Here is a 20103-nt window from a genome sequence, read left to right as displayed (position 1 = left end):
GGCTTAGGCCTCCTCATTCTGGTTGCTGGTGACGACGTCCTGGAAAAGCTCGGTCAGGTCTGGGATCTTGCGGCCGAAGGAGTGGACTGGGCCAGCGGCTAGGGCAGCCTGCAGGATCGTCTGGTCATCAACGCTGGGATCTGCTTGGACTACCACGGCGTCGGGAGTTTCGGCCACCAGCTCCGTGCCCTCCGGGTACCAGCCGCGTGCTGGGGTAGCGACCTCAAAGCGCGGCGGGCCCTGGCTGCGCAGCTTATCGACGCCCCCTTCGGCCACCATGTGCCCCTTCGTCACAATGCCCACGCGGTCACATAAGCGCTGCACCAAGTCCAACTGGTGCGAAGAAAATATAACCGGTACGCCGCGGGCGGCGCGTTCACGCAGCATGTCAGACATCACGTTGACCGCTACCGGGTCGAGTCCAGAGAAAGGCTCATCCAAAATCAGCATGTCCGGATCGTGGATGAGGGAGGCGGCCAGCTGCACTCGCTGCTGGTTGCCTAGGGAGAGATCATCGAGCTTATCGTCCATGCGCTCACCGAGCCCCAGCTGTTCTAGGAGTTCAGTGCCGGCCCGCTTAGCAGCCGACTTATCCATGCCATGCAGCGTGCCGAGGAAGACCAGCTGGCTCAGCAGGGGCTCTTTGCCGTAGAGTCCGCGCTCTTCTGGCATATAGCCAATGCGGCGGCGATTATCGTCATTAATTGGGGCGTTATCAAAGTAGACTTCGCCGGAGTCTTTAGACAGCACGCCAAGCGCGATACGCATGGTGGTGGACTTTCCGGCGCCGTTGGAGCCGACAAACCCGAAGATTTCGCCCTCGCCAACGCTAAAGGTCATATCCCGCAGGGCTTGCGTCTCCCCGAAGGATTTATTGAGGTGGTCAATGGTCAAGGTGGGCATATTAGTGCTCCGTGTTCTGGTTGAAGGTTAGTGCGTAGCCGACGGCGGGCAGGGTGGTAGAGATGAAGAAGCTAAAAAGCAGAAAATAGCCGGCCCCAAGTAAGTATTTGGTACCAATAGTGCCGGTAATCCCTCCTCCGAGGAACCAATTTCCCACGAGGAGCGTGGCGAAACCGCCGACAAATAGCAGGAAAGTAGACAGCTTGAAGGCCCTGCGGCGCCACTCATCCAGGACCTGGGCTTCATATTCATCGAGAAAAGACAGCGGCTTGCTGTCCTTGGAATCGATGGTTATGCGCAGAATGGTCCACGGGACGCACGAGAGGACCATTGCTACAGACATGGCCAAGAGAGACCAGTAGGAGGAAAACGCTAGTGCGCAGATGAGGGAAATCGCGGAAATGGCTACGCACAGATACATAGACGCGATTAATCCACGGGTGGGGCCTGGTCGGCGGAACCGCTCGGCACGGACCTTTGTAGAAACAGGGTTGTCGTTTGCTGTCATGCACCCAAGTGTTGCATAAACCCAACACTCTGGCAAGAGATTCTGCAGATTTTCTCTGGGTTGACCCTGACGTAGCGTAAGGCGCGACAATAAAATCATGGACGACATCGATGAAGTTCTTTATACCGTTGGCGAGGTAGCTGCGCTCTTCCGTATTACGGTGCGCACGCTGCATCACTGGGAGGCGCAAGGTTTGCTGTCACCCACGTGGCGCAGCTGGTCCAACTACCGGCTATATACCGAGGAGGACTGTGCCCGGGTGCAGAAGATTCTGATCTACCGCGCTACTGGTATGAAATTGACCGATATTAAACAGCTGCTAGATGGCGCTGCCTCCGATATAGAACATTTGCAGAGGCAGAGGGAAAGCTTGCTTGCCCAGCGCGACAACCTCACTGAAATGCTGGCAGCGATTGACACCTTGATGGAGGATGCAATGAATAAACGAAAGCTCACTGTGGAAGAAATTGGACAAATTGTAGGTGATGGAAATTTCGCCGCATATCAGCAAGAGGCGGAAGAGGCCTATGGATCGAGCGAGGACTGGGCAATGTATCAGCAACGCACTGCCGACTGGTCGAAGCAGAACTGGAGCGAAGCTCAGGCGGCAGTTGCTGAGGTGGAAAAGGAGCTGGCCCAGGCTGTAGCCAGTGGAGTGGCACCGGACTCGGAGGAGGCCCAGGGGCTCGTCGAAAAGCACCGCGCAGCACTCAGCGCCTTCTTTCCTGTAACGCCGGCAAAGCACTTCTTAATCTCCCGCGGCTACGTTGCCGATGAGCGCTTCCGTGCGCACTATGAGGCGCAGCAGGAAGGGCTGGCCCAGTGGTTGGCGGACGCGATTGAGCATGCGGCTAAGGCACAAGGGGTGGATACCGCCAATCCGGAGTGGAAATAGCTAGCGGGCCGGAAGATAAATAAACCGCTGGCCACCGGAAAGTACTGGTGGCCAGCGGTAACCGTGTCCCCGACAGGGATCGAACCTGCGACCTTCGGTACCGGAAACCGATGCTCTAATCCGCTGAGCTACGGAGACATCGCTGGGAAAATTCCCAACGATGTGATTTTAGCGCATGGGGTAGTGGGGGACTAAATCAACCCGGGGGCGTCGGTGGTAGTGACTTCACCGGTGCGCAAGTAGTGCACGCCGATGTCATCGACAACCTTATTCCCAGAGGCAAAGTGCGCATGGCCGGGGCCATGGACGGTGACCACACGGGACTGCATCGGCTTGGAGAGGCTCGTGTGGTATTGGTACGGCGTTTGTGGGTCGCCGGTTGCTTGAATCTGGAGGGGCTTGGTGGCGAGCTTGGAGCCGTCGAGAGGCGCCTGGCCCGTGACCGGCGCACGTCCACCACAGCCTGCGCCGGAGCCGTAGAGAGAGTTGACTTGGGTGAAGGGATCAAAGCTGACGAAGTTGGACCACAGGTAGCTCGGGTACAGCAGCGGATTTCCGGGCACGGTGTTTTCATTGCAAACGATGAGGTTTTGCATATTTATTGCTTGCGCGAAGGACTCCTGTTGTTTCTGCACGGCGTCCGGATCGGCCTGCTCCGCATCGATAGGTTCGCTACCGTTGAGGTGCTTGGCAAAGGCATCCCATCGTGAAGGGGTCGGTACAACAAGGAGGCGCGTCATGTTCAGTAACGGGGAGGCTGCCTGCACGGCGTTGGGGTTGTGAATCTTCTGGCTGAGGAACTCCGCCTGCACGCGCAATGGGCCGGTGGCAGTCATGATGTTCGCACCAGGCTGACCGGCAAACTCGAGTCCTGGAGGTAGGTCACCAATCTTGGCGTTCGGTGGCAATACGGTAGGGCGTACACCTGCCTCACGAGCTACCTTTTGAGACCACTTTTCATAGACCTGCAGCGGGGTGGTGCCGAGGTGGTACTTGGCATCATTTTTGGCAATGAACCCGAAGAGATCGTGCAGTGCCTTTTCATAGCCGCGTTGTTGCGAAGCAAAGATGCCATTCCACGCCAGCTTGGGGCTCATTCCGGAATCCAACAAGACCTTGCCGGTGTGCTCCGGATATTTGGTGGCATAAGCGGAACCGAGGTAGGTGCCATAAGAAGTACCAGCGATGTCAATCTTGTCCTCGCCCAAGGCGCGGCGAACCATCTCCCAATCTTCCAAGGTATTGGCGGTGGTTAAAGAATTGGTATAGCCCGGGGTGTTCTTCTCGCAAGCATCGCGAGTGAGTTTTCCTATCTGCAGGCTATCTCGGAGTGGGTCACTAGCAGCCGAAGCATCGCACTTGACTGGAGTGGAGCCAGGCAGGCCACGCGGTTGCACACCAATGGTGTCCCACTCATCGCGTACGGCCTGTGGCCATGGAACGGCGGTATTGCCGGCCCATCCATAGGCATCGCCACTTGGGCCACCAGGGTTGGTAAACAACGCGCCACGGCGGGCGCCTGGGTTGGCGGCGGGAACGCGCACGAAGCCGACGCTAATGGTGCCGGCCTCTGGGTTGTCGTAGTACGTAGGAACCTCGATGCGTCCGCATTCGGCGTTGTCGATGTCTACCTGTTCAGGGCAGTCTTCCCAGGAAATGGTGGGCTTGGCTGCCTGTGGTGCAGGTGCAGGCGCGGCCGTGGCAATCGGTGCAGTGATGCCCATGGTCAGTGCGGCAGCACCAAGCGTGGCCGCCAGCTTCGAAGAAAAAGAAAGCATAGGTTAGGTCTCCAGAATAAGAATTATTGGTAGACCTAGCCTATGCTTTTTTGATGCTTTTGGCATCATATTCACAGTAGGTGGGTGCCCTCACCGGCCGGGGCGAGGGCTATGCACCTACTTGACGATGAGGACGATGAGATCGCGCGGGCCGTGTACGCCCTCGACACGAGTGAGCTCGATATCAGAGGTGGCGGAAGGGCCGGAAATCCAGGTTGCAGGCTTCTCTGGATCCATGCGGGAAATGACCTCGGGGATGCCGTAGACGATCTCATCTTGGTGGACGATGCACAGGTGGCGATCCGGAACCAGGGTGAGCGCGCGACGACCGCAACGTTCATCAGACTCGAGCACGATGGTGCCGGTCTGGGCGGAGGTGACGTGGGAATAAGTGACCACTGCGTCGGTCTCATTGAGGGTGCGCGGATCGACACTCTTATCGTCCGGCTTCGCGTCGAAGCCTTCGAATAGGCTGGCATCTATGCCCTCGGCATAGCGGATGTCGTTGCACTTGCGGTCCTTGAGGATCTTGGCGATGGCCTGCTTGAGCTCGCCTTCCTCGGTGACGTGTACCTCGGCCTTGTAGTCCTCGAGTCGGTCAATGAGCATATCGCGCAGTTCGTCCGCGTTCAGGGTGCCTTCGCGCTGGTAGTCGCGCGGGGCATCAACGTGGTCGGGAAGACCAGCCTGCTTTTGGGCGGAGCGGATGCGGCTTAGGATTTCCTGCTTTGCGTTCACTTTTTGGACTCCTCACGGGCCTCGGCAAGAAGTTCCTTGCCTTCTTCGGATTCAAACCACTGGCGGAAGGACTTCTTCGGCGGAACCGCGGTATCGCGGCCCTCAGACCAACCGGACATAAACAGTGGCAGGGATTCGATGGTCTTGTTGGTGCCACCCAAAATGCGGCCCAAGGCGACCATGTGTGTTGCCTTGTTCCACAGCTTCGGGTTGCTCCACAGCAGCTGGATGGTCTTGAAGAGCTTCGGCTCGATTGGTGGGGTGGCGTGGGTGACCTTCTGGTGACGGTTTTCCAAAATGACGTCAGAAAGCGGAATCTTAACCGGGCAAACCTCGTCGCAGCGGCCACACAGCGAGCAAGCATAAGGCAGGCTGGCGGAAGGATCGTTGTGGTCCTTCATGCCGGTGAGCTGCGGCGTCAGGGAAATACCAATTGGGCCAGGGTAGACCGAGCCGTAGGCGTGGCCGCCGGCGCGCTCGTAGACTGGGCAAACATTCAAGCAAGCCGAGCAACGGATGCACTTGAGGGCCTGGTGGCCAATCGGGGAGGACAGGGCCGCGGTACGGCCGTTATCCAGCAGCACCAAGTGGAAGTTCTGTGGGCCATCGCCCTCAGTAACGCCGGACCACATGGAGGTGTACGGGTTCATACGCTCCGCGGTGGAAGAACGCGGCAGCAGCTGGAGGAAGACCTCCAGGTCCTGGAAGGTAGGAACCAGCTTTTCAATACCCATCACGGTAATGAGGGTTTCTGGCAGGGTCAGGCACATGCGGCCATTGCCCTCGGATTCCACGATGTTGATGGTGCCGCTTTCTGCCACGCCGAAGTTGGCGCCAGAGATAGCAACCTTGGCCTTCATGAATTGCTCACGCAGGAACTGGCGGGATGCCTCTGCCAGCTCGGCCGGCTCGGCCTGCAGGGAGTCATCGGTATTCGGCATCTTGTTGACGAAGATATCGCGAATCTCGGCGCGGTTGCGGTGGATAGCCGGAACCAGAATGTGGGATGGCTTATCTTCACCCAGCTGCACGATGAGCTCCGCGAGGTCGGTCTCGCGAGCGTTGATGCCGGCCGCCTCTAGGTGCTCGTTCATGCCGATTTCCTGCGTGGCCATGGACTTAACCTTGACCACATCGGTCTCGCCGGTGGCGCGAATCAGACCCTCGATGATCTGGTTAGCTTCCTTGGCATCGCGTGCCCAGTGGACAGTGCCACCGCGCGCCTTAACTGCCTCTTCGAACTGCTCGAGCAGTTCTGGCATGCGGGCGGCGACATCTTCCTTAATTGCGGAACCAGCGGCGCGCAGCTCCTGCCAATCATCCAGCTCTTCTACAGCGCCAGAGCGCTTCTCACGAATGGAGGTAGTGGCATGCTGCAGGTTGTGGCGCTGGGTGGCGTTGTTTAGGCCAACGTGTGCGAGGGGAACAAAGGCCTTGCTGCCGCGCAGGTTACCGTAACCTTCCGGCGCACGCGGTGGGGTGGTATCGAGGAAAGAGGTCATTAGAGCATCGTCTCCTTGGAGTAGGCGGCGGAGGTAGGAGTCCATGGGTGCTCCTTGGTGGAAGCCAAGATCTCAGCCATGTGAACGGCGCGGACACCGGAACGCTGGCGGCTCAGGGCACCACCGATGTTCATCAGGCAGGAGGAGTCACCGCCGGTGACGAATTCTGCTTCGGTCTCCTTAACGTGGCGGGTCTTATCCGTGACCATCGCGCGGGATACTTCCGCATTCTTGATTGCGAAGGTACCGCCGAAGCCACAGCATTCTTCCTTATTAGGAAGGGTGACCAGGTCGATGCCCTCTACTTCTTGGAGCAGCTGCAGCGGGCGGTCGCCCAGTTTCAGGAAGCGCAAGCCGTGGCAGGAGGGGTGGTAGGTCACGCGGTGCGGGAAGAATGCGCCCACATTGGTCACGCCGGCAACGTCGACCAAGAATTCGGGTAGATCCAGGGTCTTTTGGGTGGTCTTGCGGGCGCCGTCGACGTCGGCGGAGTTGCCGAAACGGTCGGCGATGCGCTCGTGCTGTTCACGAACGGCGCCCACGCAGGAACCGGAGGCCGCAACTACGTAGTCAATAGAGGGATCTGCGAAGGCATCCGCATAAGAGCGGATCATGCCCAACGTTTCCTTTTGGTAGCCGGTATTGATGTGCATCTGGCCGCAGCAGGTCTGTTCTTCCGGGAAGACCACCTCGTGGCCCAAGCGGGAGAGAACCAGTGCCGTTGCCTTTTGTACGTCCGGGAAAAGGGCGTCACCAATGCAAGTGGAAAATAGCGCAATGCGCATACGGTGCTCCTCGTTGATTTTTGACATGGGGTAGCCACAACCTTACTCCCTTTAAGCAGTACGTGCGTAATGCGTCTCCTCGTTGACCAGCGATTATTTTGCAATATTAGTGTTGCAGAAAGTCTCTATCAGCCGTTTGTGCAGTAAAGGGGACTTTTAGGGCACGGCCCTTTTCACACTTGACTTTTCAGTCCACTAGAATCGTGCGACATGACACCAGCTGATTTGGCCACACTGATTAAAGAAACTGCCACCAAGGTCATGGAAAGCCATGACCTTGACTCCTCCGTCTTGCCCGAAACGGTAACCGTCGAACGCCCTCGCAATCCTGAACACGGCGATTATGCCACCAACGTGGCACTGCAGGTGGCCAAAAAGGCCGGAGCTAACCCGCGCGAGCTAGGAGGCTGGTTGGCAGAGTCCCTGGCGGAAAATGACGCCATTGCGGAGGCCGACATTGCCGGTCCTGGTTTCCTTAATATTCGCCTTGCTGCCGATGCCCAGGGGGAGATCGTCGCGCAGATTCTCCGCGCCGGCAAGGAGTATGGCTCTAATGATTCCTTTGCAGGCAAGAAGGTCAATCTAGAATTCGTCTCCGCTAACCCCACCGGTCCGATCCACCTCGGCGGTACTCGTTGGGCCGCAGTAGGAGATTCCTTGGGTCGCGTGCTGGAGGCATCCGGCGCGGAGGTTACCCGCGAGTATTACTTCAATGACCATGGCGGCCAGATTGACCGTTTCTCCCGCTCCCTCGTGGCGGCCGCGAAGGGTGAGCCAACTCCGGAGGATGGCTATGGCGGAGCCTATATCCAAGACATCGCTGCGGCCGTGGTAGAGAAGAATCCATCCGCCTTGGAGGGCAGCGATGAAGAAGTGCAGGAAGCCTTCCGTGCAGACGGTGTAGAGATGATGTTTGCGCAGATTAAGCAATCTCTGCATGAGTTTGGCGTGGACTTTGATGTCTACTTCCACGAGAACTCCCTCTTTGAGTCCGGTGCGGTCGACGCTGCGCTGGACAAGCTCAAGGCTGAAGGCAATATGTATGAGGCCGAGAATGCGTGGTGGCTCAAATCCACCGACTACGGCGATTCCAAGGACCGCGTGGTGGTTAAGTCCGATGGCAATGCAGCCTATATCGCAGGCGATATTGCCTATGTAGCTGATAAATTCGACCGCGGCCATGATTTGAATATCTACATGTTGGGTGCGGACCACCACGGCTATGTGCCGCGATTGAAGGCGGCGGCAGCCGCCCTGGGCTACGATGCCGATGCTGTCGAGGTACTGATTGGCCAGCTGGTCAACCTTTTGCGCGATGGCAAGCCAGTGCGCATGTCCAAGCGTGCGGGCACGGTTATCACCATGGAGGACCTCGTGGCCGCCATCGGCGTGGACGCCTCCCGTTACTCCCTGGTGCGTTCCTCTGTGGACCAGAGCATCGATATCGACCTCGGTCTGTGGGAATCCCAATCCTCCGATAACCCGGTCTATTACGTGCAGTACGGCCACGCCCGCCTGTGCTCTATCGGCCGCAAGGCAGCCGAGCTGGGCGTTGATGCCGAAGGTGCGGACCTTTCCCTGCTCACCCATGAACGCGAGGGAGATCTCATCCGTACGCTGGGTGAATTCCCGGCCGTAGTGGAAGAGGCAGCGCAGTTGCGCGAACCGCACCGCATTGCCCGCTACGCCGAGGACCTCGCTGCGGTATTCCACCGTTTCTATGACTCTTGCCAGGTCCTGCCCAAGGCCGGCGAGGAAAAGGCTCCTATCCATGGCGCCCGCCTGGCATTGGCGCAGGCAGCCCGCGTGGTCCTGGCTAATGCCTTGACCATGGTGGGCGTAAGCACCCCGGAGAAGATGTAAATGGCGGATTTTAATGAGTTGCCCGCCCATGTCTGGCCGCGCAATGCGCAGCGCGAGGAAGACGGCGTAGTTACCATCGCCGGCGTTCCGTTGCCGGACTTGGCGGAGGAATTCCACACCCCGCTCTACGTTTTCGATGAAGATGACTTCCGGTCCCGCTGCCAGGACATGGCGCGTGCCTTTGGCGGCCCGGAGCATGTGCACTATGCCTCCAAGGCATTCATTTCCAAGAAGATTGTCAATTGGGTCAATGAGGAAGGCCTGTGCTTGGATGCGGCCTCCCTTAACGAGCTCAAGATTGCACTGGCTGCAGAGTTCCCAGCCGGCCGCATTACTACGCATGGCAATAATAAGGACGAAGAGTATCTGCAGCTGTGTGTAGATGCCGGCGTGGGTCACGTCGTCATCGATAATGAGCACGAACTCGAAGAACTCAATCGCATCGCTGGGGAAGCGGGCAAGGTGCAGCCGGTCATGATCCGCGTCAAGCCGGGCGTGGATGCGCATACGCATGAATTCATCGCTACAGCGCATGAGGATCAAAAGTTCGGCATTTCGCTAGCCACCGGTGCGGCTTTCGCCGCAGCTAAGCGCTGCTTGGAAGCCGAGAACCTGCACTTGAGCGGCCTGCACTGCCATGTGGGCTCCCAGGTCTTTAATGCGGAGGGCTTCAAACTAGCTGCCGAGCGCGTCATGGGCCTGTACCGCCAGATTTACACCGAGCTGGGTGTAACTCTGGCAGAGCTTGATTTGGGCGGTGGCTTCGGCATTCCCTATATGCCTTATGAGGAGGCACTGGATATCGAGCGCGTGGCCAGCGATATGCTCGGTGCGGTCAAGCACACCGCAGAGGAGTTGGGCATCGAGGCGCCCTTCCTCCTAGTCGAGCCTGGCCGTTCCTTGGTCGCCGGCTCTGCGGTGACCGTCTACCGAGTGGGTACCGTCAAGGATGTAGAAACCGGCAAGTCCGATCTGCCCCTGCGCCGCTATATCTCTGTCGATGGCGGAATGTCGGACAATATTCGCCCAGCGCTCTACGGTTCGGCGTATGACGTGCGCGTGGTCAACCGCTTTAGCGATGGGGAAGAGGTGCCCTCGCGTGTGGTGGGTTTCCACTGCGAATCCGGAGATATCCTCCTTGAGGATGGCGAGCTGCCCAATGATATCCAGCCGGGAGACTTGATTGCCTTTGCGGCTACGGGCGGTTACCAGTACATGATGTCCTCGCGCTATAACGGTGCGGTGCGCCCCGCGGTCGTCGCCACGCGCGTGGGACATACCAAGCCAATGCTGCGGCGCGAGACCATCGAGGATCTTCTCTCCCTCGAAGTGGACTAGCTGGCACGCGAGCCCCGCCACAAAACCTATTTTAATTCAGGCCTTGTGGCGGGGCTTTTTCTATCTATGGGTCTATTTAGGGCGAAAGTAGACAGCTTGTTCTGTATAGTGTCCTGTATCCGCACTGAGCGGGAACGACACGTTAACCCCAACTTCAATATGGAGACGGACTATGGCTGCATCGACTAGCGAGCTTCAGGCACAAAAGCATTCCGGCAAGGGCGAGGGTGAGACCGTTGGTATCGCGCTGCTGGGCTTTGGCACCGTTGGTGCTGAGGTCTTCCGCTTGCTGGGAGAGAATGCTGATGCCTTTGCTCACCGCATTGGCGGCCCAGCCGAGATTCGCGGCATCGCCATCCAGAATAAGAATAAGCTGCGCCCAGGGGTACCCCAGGAGCTATTGACCGATGATGCCAAGGCACTTGTCGCCCGCGACGATATCGACCTTGTAGTCGAGGTCATCGGCGGCATTGATTTTCCGCGCGAGCTGGTCCTCGCCGCGCTTAATTCCGGCAAATCCGTGGTTACCGCTAATAAGGCGCTGGTGGCCGCGCATGCGGATGAGTTGGCAGAAGCCGCCGACCGTGCCGGCGTGGACCTTTACTTTGAGGCTGCCGTGGCCGCCGCTATCCCGGTGGTGGGCATGTTGCGCCGCTCCTTGGCCGGCGATCAGGTAGAGCGCATCTCCGGCATTGTCAACGGCACCACCAACTTCATCTTGGATGCCATGGAGTCCACGGGTGCCTCTTATGATGAGGCACTGGCCGAGGCCACCCGCCTAGGCTACGCCGAGGCTGATCCCACCGCGGATGTTGAGGGCCACGACGCCGCCTCCAAGGCCGCCATTATGGCATCTTTGGGCTTTCACACCCGCGTGAAGTTTGAAGACGTGCACTGCGAGGGCATTACCAAGGTCACGGCCGCGGATATCGCGGCGGCTAATGACGCTGGTTATTCCATCAAGCTATTGGCCATCTGCGAGCGCCTCCAGCGAGAGGACGGCTCCGAAGCCGTCAACGCCCGCGTACACCCCACTTTGGTGCCCAAGGAGCACCCGCTGGCTTCTGTCAGCGAGTCCTATAACGCCATCTTCGTCGAGGCCGAGGCCGCAGGTTCCCTGATGTTCTACGGCAATGGCGCGGGTGGCAATCCTACGGCTTCTGCCGTGCTTGGCGACGTCGTCGGTGCAGCCCGCAATATCGTCCACGGCGGCCGCGCACCGGGTGAAAATACCTACGCCAATCTTCCTATCGCCGACTTTGGTGAGGTGGAAACCCGCTATCACATCGATATGGAGGTACAAGACCGCACCGGTGTGCTCGCGGCTATCTCTACGGCCTTTGCCAATAATGGCGTATCCCTGCGCACGGTACGCCAAGAGGACGGCGAAGATACTGCTCGCCTCATCGTGGTCACTCATGCTGCCAAGGAAGCCACCCTGGACAAGATCGTGGCTGACTTGGATGAGCTAGATGAGGTCAAGGCCGTCCATTCCGTAATCCGCCTCGGCAGCTAGCCCGACGCAATAGACTGAATAGCTATGAGTATCGAAGTTGAAGTCGGCACCAAAGCAATCGTGACCGTTCCCGCTTCTACGGCGAATCTTGGCCCCGGTTACGACACCTTGGGCATGGCGCTAAGCCTTTATGACACCGTCGAGGTAGAGGTCACCACCTCTGGGCTGGAGGTAGAGATTTTTGGTGAGGGCGCAGAAGACCTGCCGCGCGATGGCTCCCACCTAGTGGTTAAGGCGATTCGCTCCGCGCTTTCGACAGCCGATGCTACCGTGCCGGGCCTGCGGGTGGTTTCGCATAATAATATTCCGCAGTCGCGTGGCTTAGGCTCTTCCGCCTCTGCCGCTGTGGCGGGCGTGGCCGCTGGCAATGCACTGGCGGGAAGCCCCCTTACACAAGAGCAGGTGGTGCAGCTTTCTTCCGCTTTTGAGGGCCACCCCGATAATGCGGCCGCCTCCGTGCTGGGTGATGCCGTGGTGTCGTGGACCAATGTCCCCGTCGATGGTCACTCCTTGCCGGACTATCGCGCTGCTTCCATCAAGGTGCATAAAGATATTCGTGCCACCGCGCTCGTGCCGGATTTCCACGCGTCTACCCAGGCGGTGCGTCGCGTTTTGCCGTCGCACGTGACGCATTCGGATGCGGCGTTTAACGTCTCGCGCACCGCGGTGCAGGTGGCTGCATTGCAAAACTATCCGGACCTTTTGTGGGAAGGCACTCGCGATCGCCTGCACCAGCCGTACCGAGCGGATGTGCTTCCTGTGACCGCGGAGTGGGTCAACCGTCTGCGCAACCGAGGATACGCAGCCTACCTCTCCGGCGCCGGTCCGACCGTAATGGTGCTGCATACCGAGGACATCGATGAGAGCATTCTTGCCGACGCCCGCGAGCAAAGCCTCCGCGTCCTCGACCTCGCCATCGCCGGCCCAGTCAGCGTGGAGCTTACGCAGGCTTAATTTCCAGCCTGCATACGTTGTGCGGCTGGCGCGGTACCAGGTTAATGGTGGTGCCTTCATCGGTAGTTTCTTGCAGGAAGCCAGCGTGTACCGCGCAGAGGAATGGTGAAGGCTGGAGTCCCGAAGACACAAACGGGCAGGCACGGAGCTCCATGTCGGTAGAGTCTGGCTGCATGGCGGGGTCAAAGCCCATATCGCGCAGCGTGGAAAAGAGCGTATCGAGTGCGCGATCGGAGCCCTCCGCGCCTGCAGCGCGTGCCCAGCGGCGCCCGATCTCGATGGCCTTGGCTGACGCGGCGTCGTCAAGCTCTTCCTTGCCCGCCAGCATGGTGGTCAGCACTTCTACCAGGGTGATGTATTCCTCTGCCACGGTCTTATTGTCTGGGACGCGGACTTGGAAAATCAGGGAAGGGCGTCCCCGGCCCTTACTCGGCGCGGATAGCACGTTTATAGCTCCGGCGTTGACCAGCTCATCGATGTGGCCACGGGCGGTGTTGACGTGCATGCCAAGCTCCTCGGCCACGGTGCCAGCTTTGGCGCCATTGGGGTGGCGTTGTAAGGCTGCGAGTACCTCGCGTTGCTTTGGCGAGAGATTGAGGGCCTCGGGGAAGAGTTCGGTGGTGGGCCGGGGTAGTGAGTCAGGCATGGTAGGAAATCCGCCTTGGGGTCTGCATAACAGAGATTTTATTTGGGGTGGACAAAAACGTTTGCTGTAGATATTGCCAAGGATACGGTGCTACCCACCGCAAAACCTAAAGCAGACTCGCGGTCTACCGGTACGGTGGCCTCGTAACCGCCCAGATCCACGCGCAGCTGAGCGGCTGCGAGGCTGGTGGCCTCGACCGCTAGGACTCGCACAGCCCACTGGTTGCAGGCTTCCGGCACGGCACCGATGGTGACCGCATGCGGATCGAATGTCACCGCCACCTCCTGCCCGGGCTGAACAGGCGCGTATTCCGTCGTTGCCAAAATAGTAATCTCCCCGCAGGCGACCTCCACAGTGGAGGCATCTGTGGCGGTCACCGTTCCTTCAATGCGGTTAAGCCCCGCGAGTGCCGCAACGAAGCCAGTCGGCGGGGCATCAAGGAGCCGCGCGGTAGCGCCGTGCGCTCGCACCTGTCCGGCTTCCATGACCAGCATGTCTTGCGCCAGGTTCGCAATGTCGAGCGCGTTATGGGTAACGAGCAGGGTGGTCCTATCCTCGCGGGCAGCGTGCAGAAAGTGGCGCCACCTCTCAGCCGATTTCACGTCGACTGCGGCAAGTGGCTCGTCCAATATGAGAACGGCTGGTCGTGCGGCTAGCGCGCGCACCAGGGCCACGTGGGCGGCCTGGCCGCCGGAGAGGGCTGTTACTGGGACGTCGGCAAGCTCGTGCAATCCTGCTGCCGCGAGAAGCTCATGCGCACGGGTCCTATCGCGGGTAACCATGGCGACCGCTTGCTGGGCCGTCGAGCGCGGCGGCAAGCCCGGCCGCTGGGTGAGTAAGACGATGCCGGTTGCGCCTGGAGAAACCTCACCGCCGCTTAGGCGCCCAGCAATGCGTCCCATGAAAGTGGTCTTTCCGGAGCCGTTCGGGCCCACCACGGCCGTAATGGCTCGCGGAGACAAAGCCGTGCGCACGCCTTCGACCGTCACGGATACCGCCTGCGCATTCGTGGGCTGGGTGAGCTCGCGGAGCTTGTCCACGTCCAGTGAATGCAGCTGCCTTGCCTGCGGCTGGTAGCGCCGCCTGCGCAGGGCCGGCAAGCCCGCAAGCGCCAGGCAGACCAAGGCCAGCCCGATAAGCAGGGCGGAGAGCACGTAGGCGCCGTCCGCGTCGACCTCGCGCTCTAAGTAGATGCCCAGCGGCATCGTGCGGGTAACCCCTGGCTGAGAGCCGGCAAAGGTCAGTGTCGTGCCAAATTCGCCCAATGAGCGCGCGAAGGCCAGCGCCGCGCCGGTAGCCACAGCCGGCGCGATAGAAGGAAGGGTGATCTTGCCGAGTATTTCCCAACGCCCCAAGCCCACGCCCCGCGCAGAAGCGAGGATTTCCTGGTCTAGTTGGCGCAGTGCCGAATCGACCGCTACCACCACAAAGGGCAGTGCCACGAAGGTTTGGGCCACCACGACTCCGGGGAAAGCGAAGGCGAGGTGGATGCCCAGGGCGTCGAGAAGCGGGGCGAGGTAGCCCTTGCGACCAAAGGCTGCGGTAAGGGCCAAACCGCCGACCACCGGTGGCATAGCCAGAGGAAGGTAGACCAAAAGACGGATGATGGTGCTGCCGCGGCCGAGCTGCTGGACCCATAATGCCAGGCCCAAGCCCATTACGAGCGCGAGCAGCATGGATTGGAAAGCCGCCGCCACGGAGATGAGCAGCATGTCTCGAATCTCTTCGCGGCCAAGGTAATCGCTGATGCGCGCCCATGGCACCCGCAGCCCGAGAGCTGCCACGGGAACAATGATGGTAGCTACCGCAATGAGACCAATGAGGCCGATAAGCAGCGGGTACTTGGGGCGGACAGGCTGAGGGGCGGACATAGACTACTTCGCTGGGCTGAAGCCAAGGTGGTGCCAGGTGGAATCAAAGTCGCTGGCCAACAAATTGAGCACCGCGCGAGCCTGGTCGGGATGAGAGGCGTCCGTGGCAACGGCGCCCAGGATCTGATTAGAGAATTTCTCCGCCCCAGGAATATCAATCACCTCAACATCATTGCCGGCCGCGGCGGCATCGGTGGAGTAGACCCATCCAGCATCGGCTTCACCCGAGGCCACCTTTCCTAAAACATCCGCTACCTGGCGCTCCTGGGAGGAGGGGTGCACGTCCAAATGCTGGTCATCGATGATCTGGGAGGAAATATCGCCGCAGGGTACTTGCGGATCGCAGAGTACGAAGTGATGGGAGTGGGATAGATCGTGCACGGAATGGATTCCCGCCGGGTTTCCTTTAGATACCACCATGACCATGACATTCGTGGCGAGCACCTCGGGGGCGGTCACGGTTCCATCCTGGACCGCCTTATCCATGGTCTTTTTGGAAGCCGTGAGGAGAAGATCGGCCGGGGCACCCTCGCGCAGCTTGCTCACCAGATCGGAAGAGCCGCCATTTTCAAAGCTCAAATTCACCGGAGATTCGAGCTGGCCGGCGCGTTCGGTAAGTTCATCATTGATAACGCGGGTGGATGAGGCCGCCAGTACAGTGAGCGTGGTATCCGCCGTATCCTGTGACGACGTTACTGACGTGTGTGGAGCGCAGCCTGAAAGAGCGATTCCCAAGGCAACGAGGAGTGCGGTGACGCGTTTGTGCATCTGCGGAGAGCTCCTTTTCGGCTTCTTTGGCGGTGAGTATGACCTACCTAGAATAGCCCTCCACCGAACAAAGGTTTAGCTCACGCGGGTGAACTTGATGTGGAAGTCGTTTTCTTCCTCCTGGAGGTAGTCGAGCTCGAACTTCTCCTCGCGGGACTCGACTTCTTTGAGCAGCGGAATGGGGTTGTGCGGGGCGATGAGGATCATAGACTCTCCCACGTTAAGGGTGCCCAATGCGCCATGGATGGCACCGTGGCGAACGGCGTGCGGAATTTCTGAGGCGTTGAGGGTGGGGATGGAATGCGGCCTATTGGCATCGGAAATGGGCAGCTGCATGGCAAGTAGTCCTTTCTACTGGGGTGCTAGTTTCGCTCTGACCCCAATATTAGTACGATAAAACTCGTGCAAAATAATAGCGTGGCGCATCGCCTTATTTTTCTCGCCTGTGCAGGGGTATCCCTGCTGGTTGGGCTGGGTGCGGGCGCCTCCCTCCTGGGTTTGAACGCCACCCCGGGAGCATCCTTTGCTGCCGACCACGGGCCGCTAATGGTCTTTGGTTTCGTAGGCGGAGCCATAGGCCTCGAACGCGCCGTCGCCGCGCGCACCACGTGGGCCTGGGCGGGGCCCGTGTGCCACGTCGCTGGCGTGCTCAGCATTCTCGCCGGCCTACCGCGTGGGGTCGCAGCCATGTTCTTTGCCGCCGGATTCCTTTGCCTTGGCTGCATCTATGCCACTATCTACCGCCGTCAGGCGAGCCTCGCGATTCTGGTGCAAGCAGCCGGCGTCATTGGGGGAGTAACTGCCGCAGCCCTCTGGGCCATTGGGCCGGGCTTTGCTACCGCGATGCCATTGTGCGCGCTTTATGCCGTGGCCACCATCATCGGCGAGCGCATGGAATTAGCGCGCATAACCATGGCCGGAACGCGCGCCGAAAATCAGCTCACCCTCTTAGTGCTGGGGCTGGCGGCAGTAAGCGTTATCTATATGCTTTCCCCGGCGGTGGGCTATCGCGCTATGGGGCTGGTGCTGATCGCTATCGCCGCGGCCACCGCGCGGGTGGATGTGGCCAAGAACTTGGTGCGCTCACAAGGATTGCCGCGCTATTCGGCGGCATGCATGCTGGCCGGCTACGCCTGGCTCGCGCTCGGCGGCTACTTGTGGCTGATCCATGGCGAGGCCACCGGCTTTGTCTATGATGCCTCGGTGCACACCATCTTCCTGGGCTTTGTCATGTCCATGATCTTCGCGCACGCGCCCATCATTTTCACCTCTGTAATTCGCCGCCGCTTGCCATACCACAAAGTGCTCTGCGTACCTGTGGGGCTCTTGCATGGTGGCCTTGCGCTGCGAGTCCTTGCAGATTGTGCCCAGCACACCACAGCGCTCCAAAGCGGCGGGGTGGTTACCATTATTGCGGTAATAGGCTTTCTTGCCTGCGGCATTACCTTGACCAGCAAGGAGGCGCGACGTGCGCATTCATGACATTTCACTGGCCGCACGCGGCCGTTGGCATATCTTGACCGCAGCCCTTATCGCAGGATGGATCCTTGTCGGCCTCGGCCTGCTCATCGCTAGCTCTTTGGGCGCACCTGTGGTGTGGTGGGATATCATCCACCCCTTCACGATTGGCGCGCTGACCACGGCGATCATCGTCTTTTCCACCCACTTCACTGAGGCCTTGACCCGGACGGCGGGTGGGGACTATCGGGGCGTCGGCAGTCGCGTGGGGCTGGTACAGCTTGGCCTTATCTTGCTACTCATCGATAGGGCGGGGTATGACTGGGGCCCGCTTGCCGACGCCGCCTCTGCCCTCATCATCGTCGCCCTCGCCTGGCACCTGTGCTTCGTGGCGCGGCGCCTACGCGGCTCATTGTCTGGTTCTTTTGCCGTGACCGTGCCCTTTTATATCGCCGCTAGCGTGTTCATGATTGTCTCCGTAGTACTCGTCATCCTCAGCGGCAACAGGGTAGGCGAGTACTCCCTCCTCATCGGCGCGCACTCGCGCGGTATGATCTGGGGATTTGCCTGGCTGACCGTCATCGGCACGGTGGTCACGCTGCTTCCCACGTTGTCTGCCACTGCGATTTCCTCCACCGCCCGTGCAAGATGTACCCGTGCGCTCATCGTGCATTGCGTGGGGCTGGGATGTGCGATGGCACTATACGCGGTAGGCCTCACCCGAGCTGCAGGCGTGGCCCAGCTGCTCGTGGTCTTGGCAGCCCTGCTCATCATCCAGCCGGTACTCGCTACCGTCATGGGGCGCTCACCACGGCTGACCACCGCCACCGTTGCCGTCATCGCCGGCCTGCTGTGGATGCTGGCGTTGTGCGCCGGTGATGCCATCTCCGCAGCCGTCGGAGCCTACCCGCGCACCATCACCTTGGTTGTGCTTCCCGCCTTCCTCGGTGCTGGCCTCTTGCAGCTGGTGACCGGTGTCCTACACCACCTGCTGCCCATACTTACCGGGGCGCGCCCCAATACCGCCGAGCGCACCGGTTACGCCCGCCTGCTGCTTATCAACGTAGGCGGACTACTTAGCTTGCTCGACGCTACTGCGGCCGGGCTTATCATGATGGGGATAGGGATTGCCGCCAATATCTTCGCCGTCGGCCGCGCCCTCTACTTACAGAAAAGACTGGAGAACTAAATGCTGAGCGTTTCTTCCTCGCAACCCGCGGACAAGCCCGCCTCCAAGGACTCATCTTGGGCTTCGTGGCTACTCATCGGTATCGCGTTAGCGGCAGTTATCGCACTCGCGGTGGTCAATTCCACTGGCAAGAGCTCTCAGTCCGCTACGCCTGTAGCCTCTGGTGAAACGCAGACCATTGACGTTGGTGTGGATGGCATGGCCTTTACGCCCTCGTCTATCGATATCGACCCTGGAACCCATCTGGTGGTCAACTTCACCAACTCGGGTGACCAAGTCCATGACCTGAAGATAGGTGATGCCGAGACCGGCCGCGTCGATCCCGGCGAGACCGTCCAACTTGATGCCGGAGTCATCGACTCCTCCGAGGAAGGCTATTGCACCATCGCCGGCCACAAGATGCAGGGCATGACTTTTAAGGTCAACGTCGGAGATGGCGCCGCCGCAGGGCATGATCACACGGTGGCTTCTGCAAGCAACCCCCACGTAGACGTGCCCACCGCCGCCGAACTCGGCCCCCAGCGCGATGGCTTTTCTGCCTTCGACGCCTCTGTGCAACCTGCCGCCGAAACGAAGACCCACAAAGAGACCTGGACGATGACCGAAGAAGTCGTAGAGGTCGCCCCCGGCATCAAGCAAATGCGTTGGCTCTTCAACGGCCAAGCCCCAGGCCCGACCCTGCGCGGAAAAGTGGGCGATAAATTCGAAATCACCATCAAAAACGAGGGCTCCATGGCCCACTCCATCGACTTCCACGCCGGCGAGGTCAACCCTGATGAGACCATGAAATCCATCCAACCGGGTGAGGAATTGACCTATAAATTCACCGCGCATCGCTCCGGCATTTGGATGTATCACTGCTCTACGATGCCCATGTCCCTCCACATCGCTAATGGCATGGCCGGCAACGTCATCATCGATCCGCCGAACCTGAAGCCCGTGGACGCGGAATACAACTTCATGGCGACCGACGTGTTCCTCGGTGAGGAAAACACTGGTGCCGATGCCCAGCGCGTAGCCGACGGCCGCTTCGACCTCATGGCCTTTAACTATTATCCCGGCCAGTACGACGCAGAACCCATCAAGGCCAAGGTGGGCGATACCGTTCGCCTGTGGCTGACTAATCTAGGCCCCGACCAGCCGCTGAGCTTCCACGTTGTGGGCGAACAATTCGATACCGCCTACAAAGAAGGCGCTTACCTCATCAAGAATGAGGACTCGACCGGCTCGCAAGCCCTGGACCTCCTCCCGGCGCAAGGCGGATTCGTCGAGATGACCTTCAACGAGCCCGGTACTTATTCCTTTGTCAATCACATCATGACTAACGCCGAGAAGGGGCAGCACGGCAAGTTCATCGTCACGGAGTAGGCCAGCCTCGCTCGATACACCCT

The 20103-nt window shown here is 59.7% G+C and carries 18 protein-coding genes, 1 tRNA gene and 2 pseudogenes; 8 read left to right on the top strand and 13 right to left on the bottom strand.

What is annotated here, in order from left to right:
• Window positions 1-3 precede the first annotated feature (3 nt).
• Together I6I12_RS07940 and I6I12_RS07935 are read right to left on the bottom strand one after the other, a co-directional pair.
• Complete coding sequence (locus I6I12_RS07940; RefSeq protein WP_200287719.1) at window positions 4-903, bottom strand: ABC transporter ATP-binding protein; 900 nt, start codon at window positions 901-903, stop codon at window positions 4-6.
• 1 nt (window position 904) lies between these two features.
• A complete protein-coding gene (locus I6I12_RS07935; RefSeq protein ID WP_232212588.1) occupies window positions 905-1411 on the bottom strand; it encodes a hypothetical protein in 507 nt (168 codons plus the stop codon).
• Window positions 1412-1508: 97 nt separating this feature from the next.
• On the opposite strand from I6I12_RS07935, the gene I6I12_RS07930 reads away from it, so the two are divergent.
• Window positions 1509-2306 carry a MerR family transcriptional regulator gene (locus tag I6I12_RS07930; RefSeq protein ID WP_023021782.1) on the top strand — a complete coding sequence of 266 codons (798 nt, stop codon included), beginning with the start codon at window positions 1509-1511 and terminating at the stop codon, window positions 2304-2306.
• 64 nt (window positions 2307-2370) lie between these two features.
• Here I6I12_RS07930 and I6I12_RS07925 read toward each other — a convergent pair.
• The 5 genes from I6I12_RS07925 to I6I12_RS07905 form a co-directional block, all read right to left on the bottom strand.
• A tRNA-Arg gene (locus I6I12_RS07925) sits at window positions 2371-2444 on the bottom strand.
• A gap of 53 nt (window positions 2445-2497) precedes the next feature.
• Window positions 2498-4084 carry an alpha/beta fold hydrolase gene (locus tag I6I12_RS07920; RefSeq protein ID WP_023021781.1) on the bottom strand — a complete coding sequence of 529 codons (1587 nt, stop codon included), beginning with the start codon at window positions 4082-4084 and terminating at the stop codon, window positions 2498-2500.
• Window positions 4085-4201: 117 nt separating this feature from the next.
• Window positions 4202-4822: a LutC/YkgG family protein gene (locus tag I6I12_RS07915; protein WP_200287713.1), complete on the bottom strand. Its 621-nt coding sequence runs from the start codon at window positions 4820-4822 to the stop codon at window positions 4202-4204.
• Entirely contained in the window at window positions 4819-6324 is a 1506-nt protein-coding gene (locus tag I6I12_RS07910) for a lactate utilization protein B (protein WP_034656446.1), read from the bottom strand. The genes I6I12_RS07915 and I6I12_RS07910 overlap by 4 nt, the downstream gene beginning before the upstream one ends.
• The gene (locus tag I6I12_RS07905) at window positions 6324-7109 is read right to left on the bottom strand and encodes a (Fe-S)-binding protein (protein WP_049361528.1); all 786 of its coding nucleotides are present in this window, start codon (window positions 7107-7109) and stop codon (window positions 6324-6326) included. Before I6I12_RS07905 ends, I6I12_RS07910 begins: the two co-directional genes overlap by 1 nt.
• A gap of 210 nt (window positions 7110-7319) precedes the next feature.
• On the opposite strand from I6I12_RS07905, the gene argS reads away from it, so the two are divergent.
• The 4 genes from argS (at window position 7320) to thrB (ending at window position 12780) form a co-directional block, all read left to right on the top strand.
• Window positions 7320-8972 (top strand): arginine--tRNA ligase, encoded by a 1653-nt coding sequence (gene argS / locus I6I12_RS07900; RefSeq protein ID WP_023021777.1) that lies wholly within the window; start codon window positions 7320-7322, stop codon window positions 8970-8972.
• Window positions 8973-10310, top strand: a complete 1338-nt coding sequence (gene lysA / locus I6I12_RS07895) for a diaminopimelate decarboxylase (RefSeq protein WP_200287711.1) — start codon at window positions 8973-8975, stop codon at window positions 10308-10310.
• 172 nt (window positions 10311-10482) lie between these two features.
• Window positions 10483-11826 carry a homoserine dehydrogenase gene (locus tag I6I12_RS07890; protein WP_200287709.1) on the top strand — a complete coding sequence of 448 codons (1344 nt, stop codon included), beginning with the start codon at window positions 10483-10485 and terminating at the stop codon, window positions 11824-11826.
• 24 nt (window positions 11827-11850) lie between these two features.
• Window positions 11851-12780, top strand: a complete 930-nt coding sequence (gene thrB / locus I6I12_RS07885; RefSeq protein ID WP_200287707.1) for a homoserine kinase — start codon at window positions 11851-11853, stop codon at window positions 12778-12780.
• Here the strand turns inward: thrB and I6I12_RS07880 are convergent.
• The 6 genes and pseudogenes from I6I12_RS07880 to I6I12_RS07865 form a co-directional block, all read right to left on the bottom strand.
• The gene (locus tag I6I12_RS07880) at window positions 12767-13426 is read right to left on the bottom strand and encodes a helix-turn-helix transcriptional regulator (protein ID WP_200287705.1); all 660 of its coding nucleotides are present in this window, start codon (window positions 13424-13426) and stop codon (window positions 12767-12769) included. The genes thrB and I6I12_RS07880 overlap by 14 nt on opposite strands.
• A gap of 38 nt (window positions 13427-13464) precedes the next feature.
• Window positions 13465-13911: a TOBE domain-containing protein gene (locus tag I6I12_RS12140; protein WP_369707479.1), complete on the bottom strand. Its 447-nt coding sequence runs from the start codon at window positions 13909-13911 to the stop codon at window positions 13465-13467.
• A 186-nt stretch (window positions 13912-14097) separates the two neighbouring features.
• Window positions 14098-14343, bottom strand: a pseudogene (locus tag I6I12_RS12135) (ATP-binding cassette domain-containing protein); the annotation flags it as partial.
• Between the two features lie 246 nt (window positions 14344-14589).
• Window positions 14590-15084, bottom strand: a pseudogene (locus I6I12_RS12130) (molybdate ABC transporter permease subunit); the annotation flags it as partial.
• Window positions 15085-15300: 216 nt separating this feature from the next.
• On the bottom strand, window positions 15301-16065 hold the full coding sequence (modA, locus tag I6I12_RS07870; RefSeq protein ID WP_200287701.1) for a molybdate ABC transporter substrate-binding protein: 765 nt from the start codon (window positions 16063-16065) through the stop codon (window positions 15301-15303).
• Window positions 16066-16140: 75 nt separating this feature from the next.
• Complete coding sequence (locus I6I12_RS07865) at window positions 16141-16401, bottom strand: DUF2249 domain-containing protein (RefSeq protein WP_086588034.1); 261 nt, start codon at window positions 16399-16401, stop codon at window positions 16141-16143.
• A 66-nt stretch (window positions 16402-16467) separates the two neighbouring features.
• On the opposite strand from I6I12_RS07865, the gene I6I12_RS07860 reads away from it, so the two are divergent.
• From I6I12_RS07860 to I6I12_RS07850, 3 genes are read left to right on the top strand one after another with little or no spacing between them, the layout of a single operon-like run.
• The gene (locus I6I12_RS07860) at window positions 16468-17547 is read left to right on the top strand and encodes a DUF8744 domain-containing protein (RefSeq protein WP_200287700.1); all 1080 of its coding nucleotides are present in this window, start codon (window positions 16468-16470) and stop codon (window positions 17545-17547) included.
• Window positions 17534-18712, top strand: a complete 1179-nt coding sequence (locus I6I12_RS07855; protein WP_200287698.1) for a beta-carotene 15,15'-monooxygenase — start codon at window positions 17534-17536, stop codon at window positions 18710-18712. The genes I6I12_RS07860 and I6I12_RS07855 overlap by 14 nt, the downstream gene beginning before the upstream one ends.
• Entirely contained in the window at window positions 18713-20080 is a 1368-nt protein-coding gene (locus tag I6I12_RS07850) for a multicopper oxidase domain-containing protein (RefSeq protein ID WP_200287696.1), read from the top strand.
• Window positions 20081-20103: the final 23 nt, after the last annotated feature.

It is taken from the genome of Corynebacterium kefirresidentii (assembly GCF_016599755.1).
GTDB classification, from domain to species: domain Bacteria; phylum Actinomycetota; class Actinomycetes; order Mycobacteriales; family Mycobacteriaceae; genus Corynebacterium; species Corynebacterium kefirresidentii.
This window is presented reverse-complemented; position numbering and strand designations above follow the sequence as displayed.

Excerpts from the sequence above, each read along its gene's own strand:
- thrB (WP_200287707.1), top strand. The coding sequence starts at position 11,851 with ATGAGTATCGAAGTTGAAGTCGGCACCAAAGCAATCGTGACCGTTCCC.
- argS (WP_023021777.1), top strand. The coding sequence starts at position 7,320 with ATGACACCAGCTGATTTGGCCACACTGATTAAAGAAACTGCCACCAAG.
- I6I12_RS12140 (WP_369707479.1), bottom strand. The coding sequence starts at position 13,911 with ATGGAAGCCGGACAGGTGCGAGCGCACGGCGCTACCGCGCGGCTCCTT.
- lysA (WP_200287711.1), top strand. The coding sequence starts at position 8,973 with ATGGCGGATTTTAATGAGTTGCCCGCCCATGTCTGGCCGCGCAATGCG.
- I6I12_RS07880 (WP_200287705.1), bottom strand. The coding sequence starts at position 13,426 with ATGCCTGACTCACTACCCCGGCCCACCACCGAACTCTTCCCCGAGGCC.
- modA (WP_200287701.1), bottom strand. The coding sequence starts at position 16,065 with ATGCACAAACGCGTCACCGCACTCCTCGTTGCCTTGGGAATCGCTCTT.
- I6I12_RS07905 (WP_049361528.1), bottom strand. The coding sequence starts at position 7,109 with ATGCGCATTGCGCTATTTTCCACTTGCATTGGTGACGCCCTTTTCCCG.
- I6I12_RS07930 (WP_023021782.1), top strand. The coding sequence starts at position 1,509 with ATGGACGACATCGATGAAGTTCTTTATACCGTTGGCGAGGTAGCTGCG.
- I6I12_RS07865 (WP_086588034.1), bottom strand. The coding sequence starts at position 16,401 with ATGCAGCTGCCCATTTCCGATGCCAATAGGCCGCATTCCATCCCCACC.
- I6I12_RS07935 (WP_232212588.1), bottom strand. The coding sequence starts at position 1,411 with ATGACAGCAAACGACAACCCTGTTTCTACAAAGGTCCGTGCCGAGCGG.
- I6I12_RS07920 (WP_023021781.1), bottom strand. The coding sequence starts at position 4,084 with ATGCTTTCTTTTTCTTCGAAGCTGGCGGCCACGCTTGGTGCTGCCGCA.
- I6I12_RS07850 (WP_200287696.1), top strand. The coding sequence starts at position 18,713 with ATGCTGAGCGTTTCTTCCTCGCAACCCGCGGACAAGCCCGCCTCCAAG.
- I6I12_RS07890 (WP_200287709.1), top strand. The coding sequence starts at position 10,483 with ATGGCTGCATCGACTAGCGAGCTTCAGGCACAAAAGCATTCCGGCAAG.
- I6I12_RS07940 (WP_200287719.1), bottom strand. The coding sequence starts at position 903 with ATGCCCACCTTGACCATTGACCACCTCAATAAATCCTTCGGGGAGACG.
- I6I12_RS07910 (WP_034656446.1), bottom strand. The coding sequence starts at position 6,324 with ATGACCTCTTTCCTCGATACCACCCCACCGCGTGCGCCGGAAGGTTAC.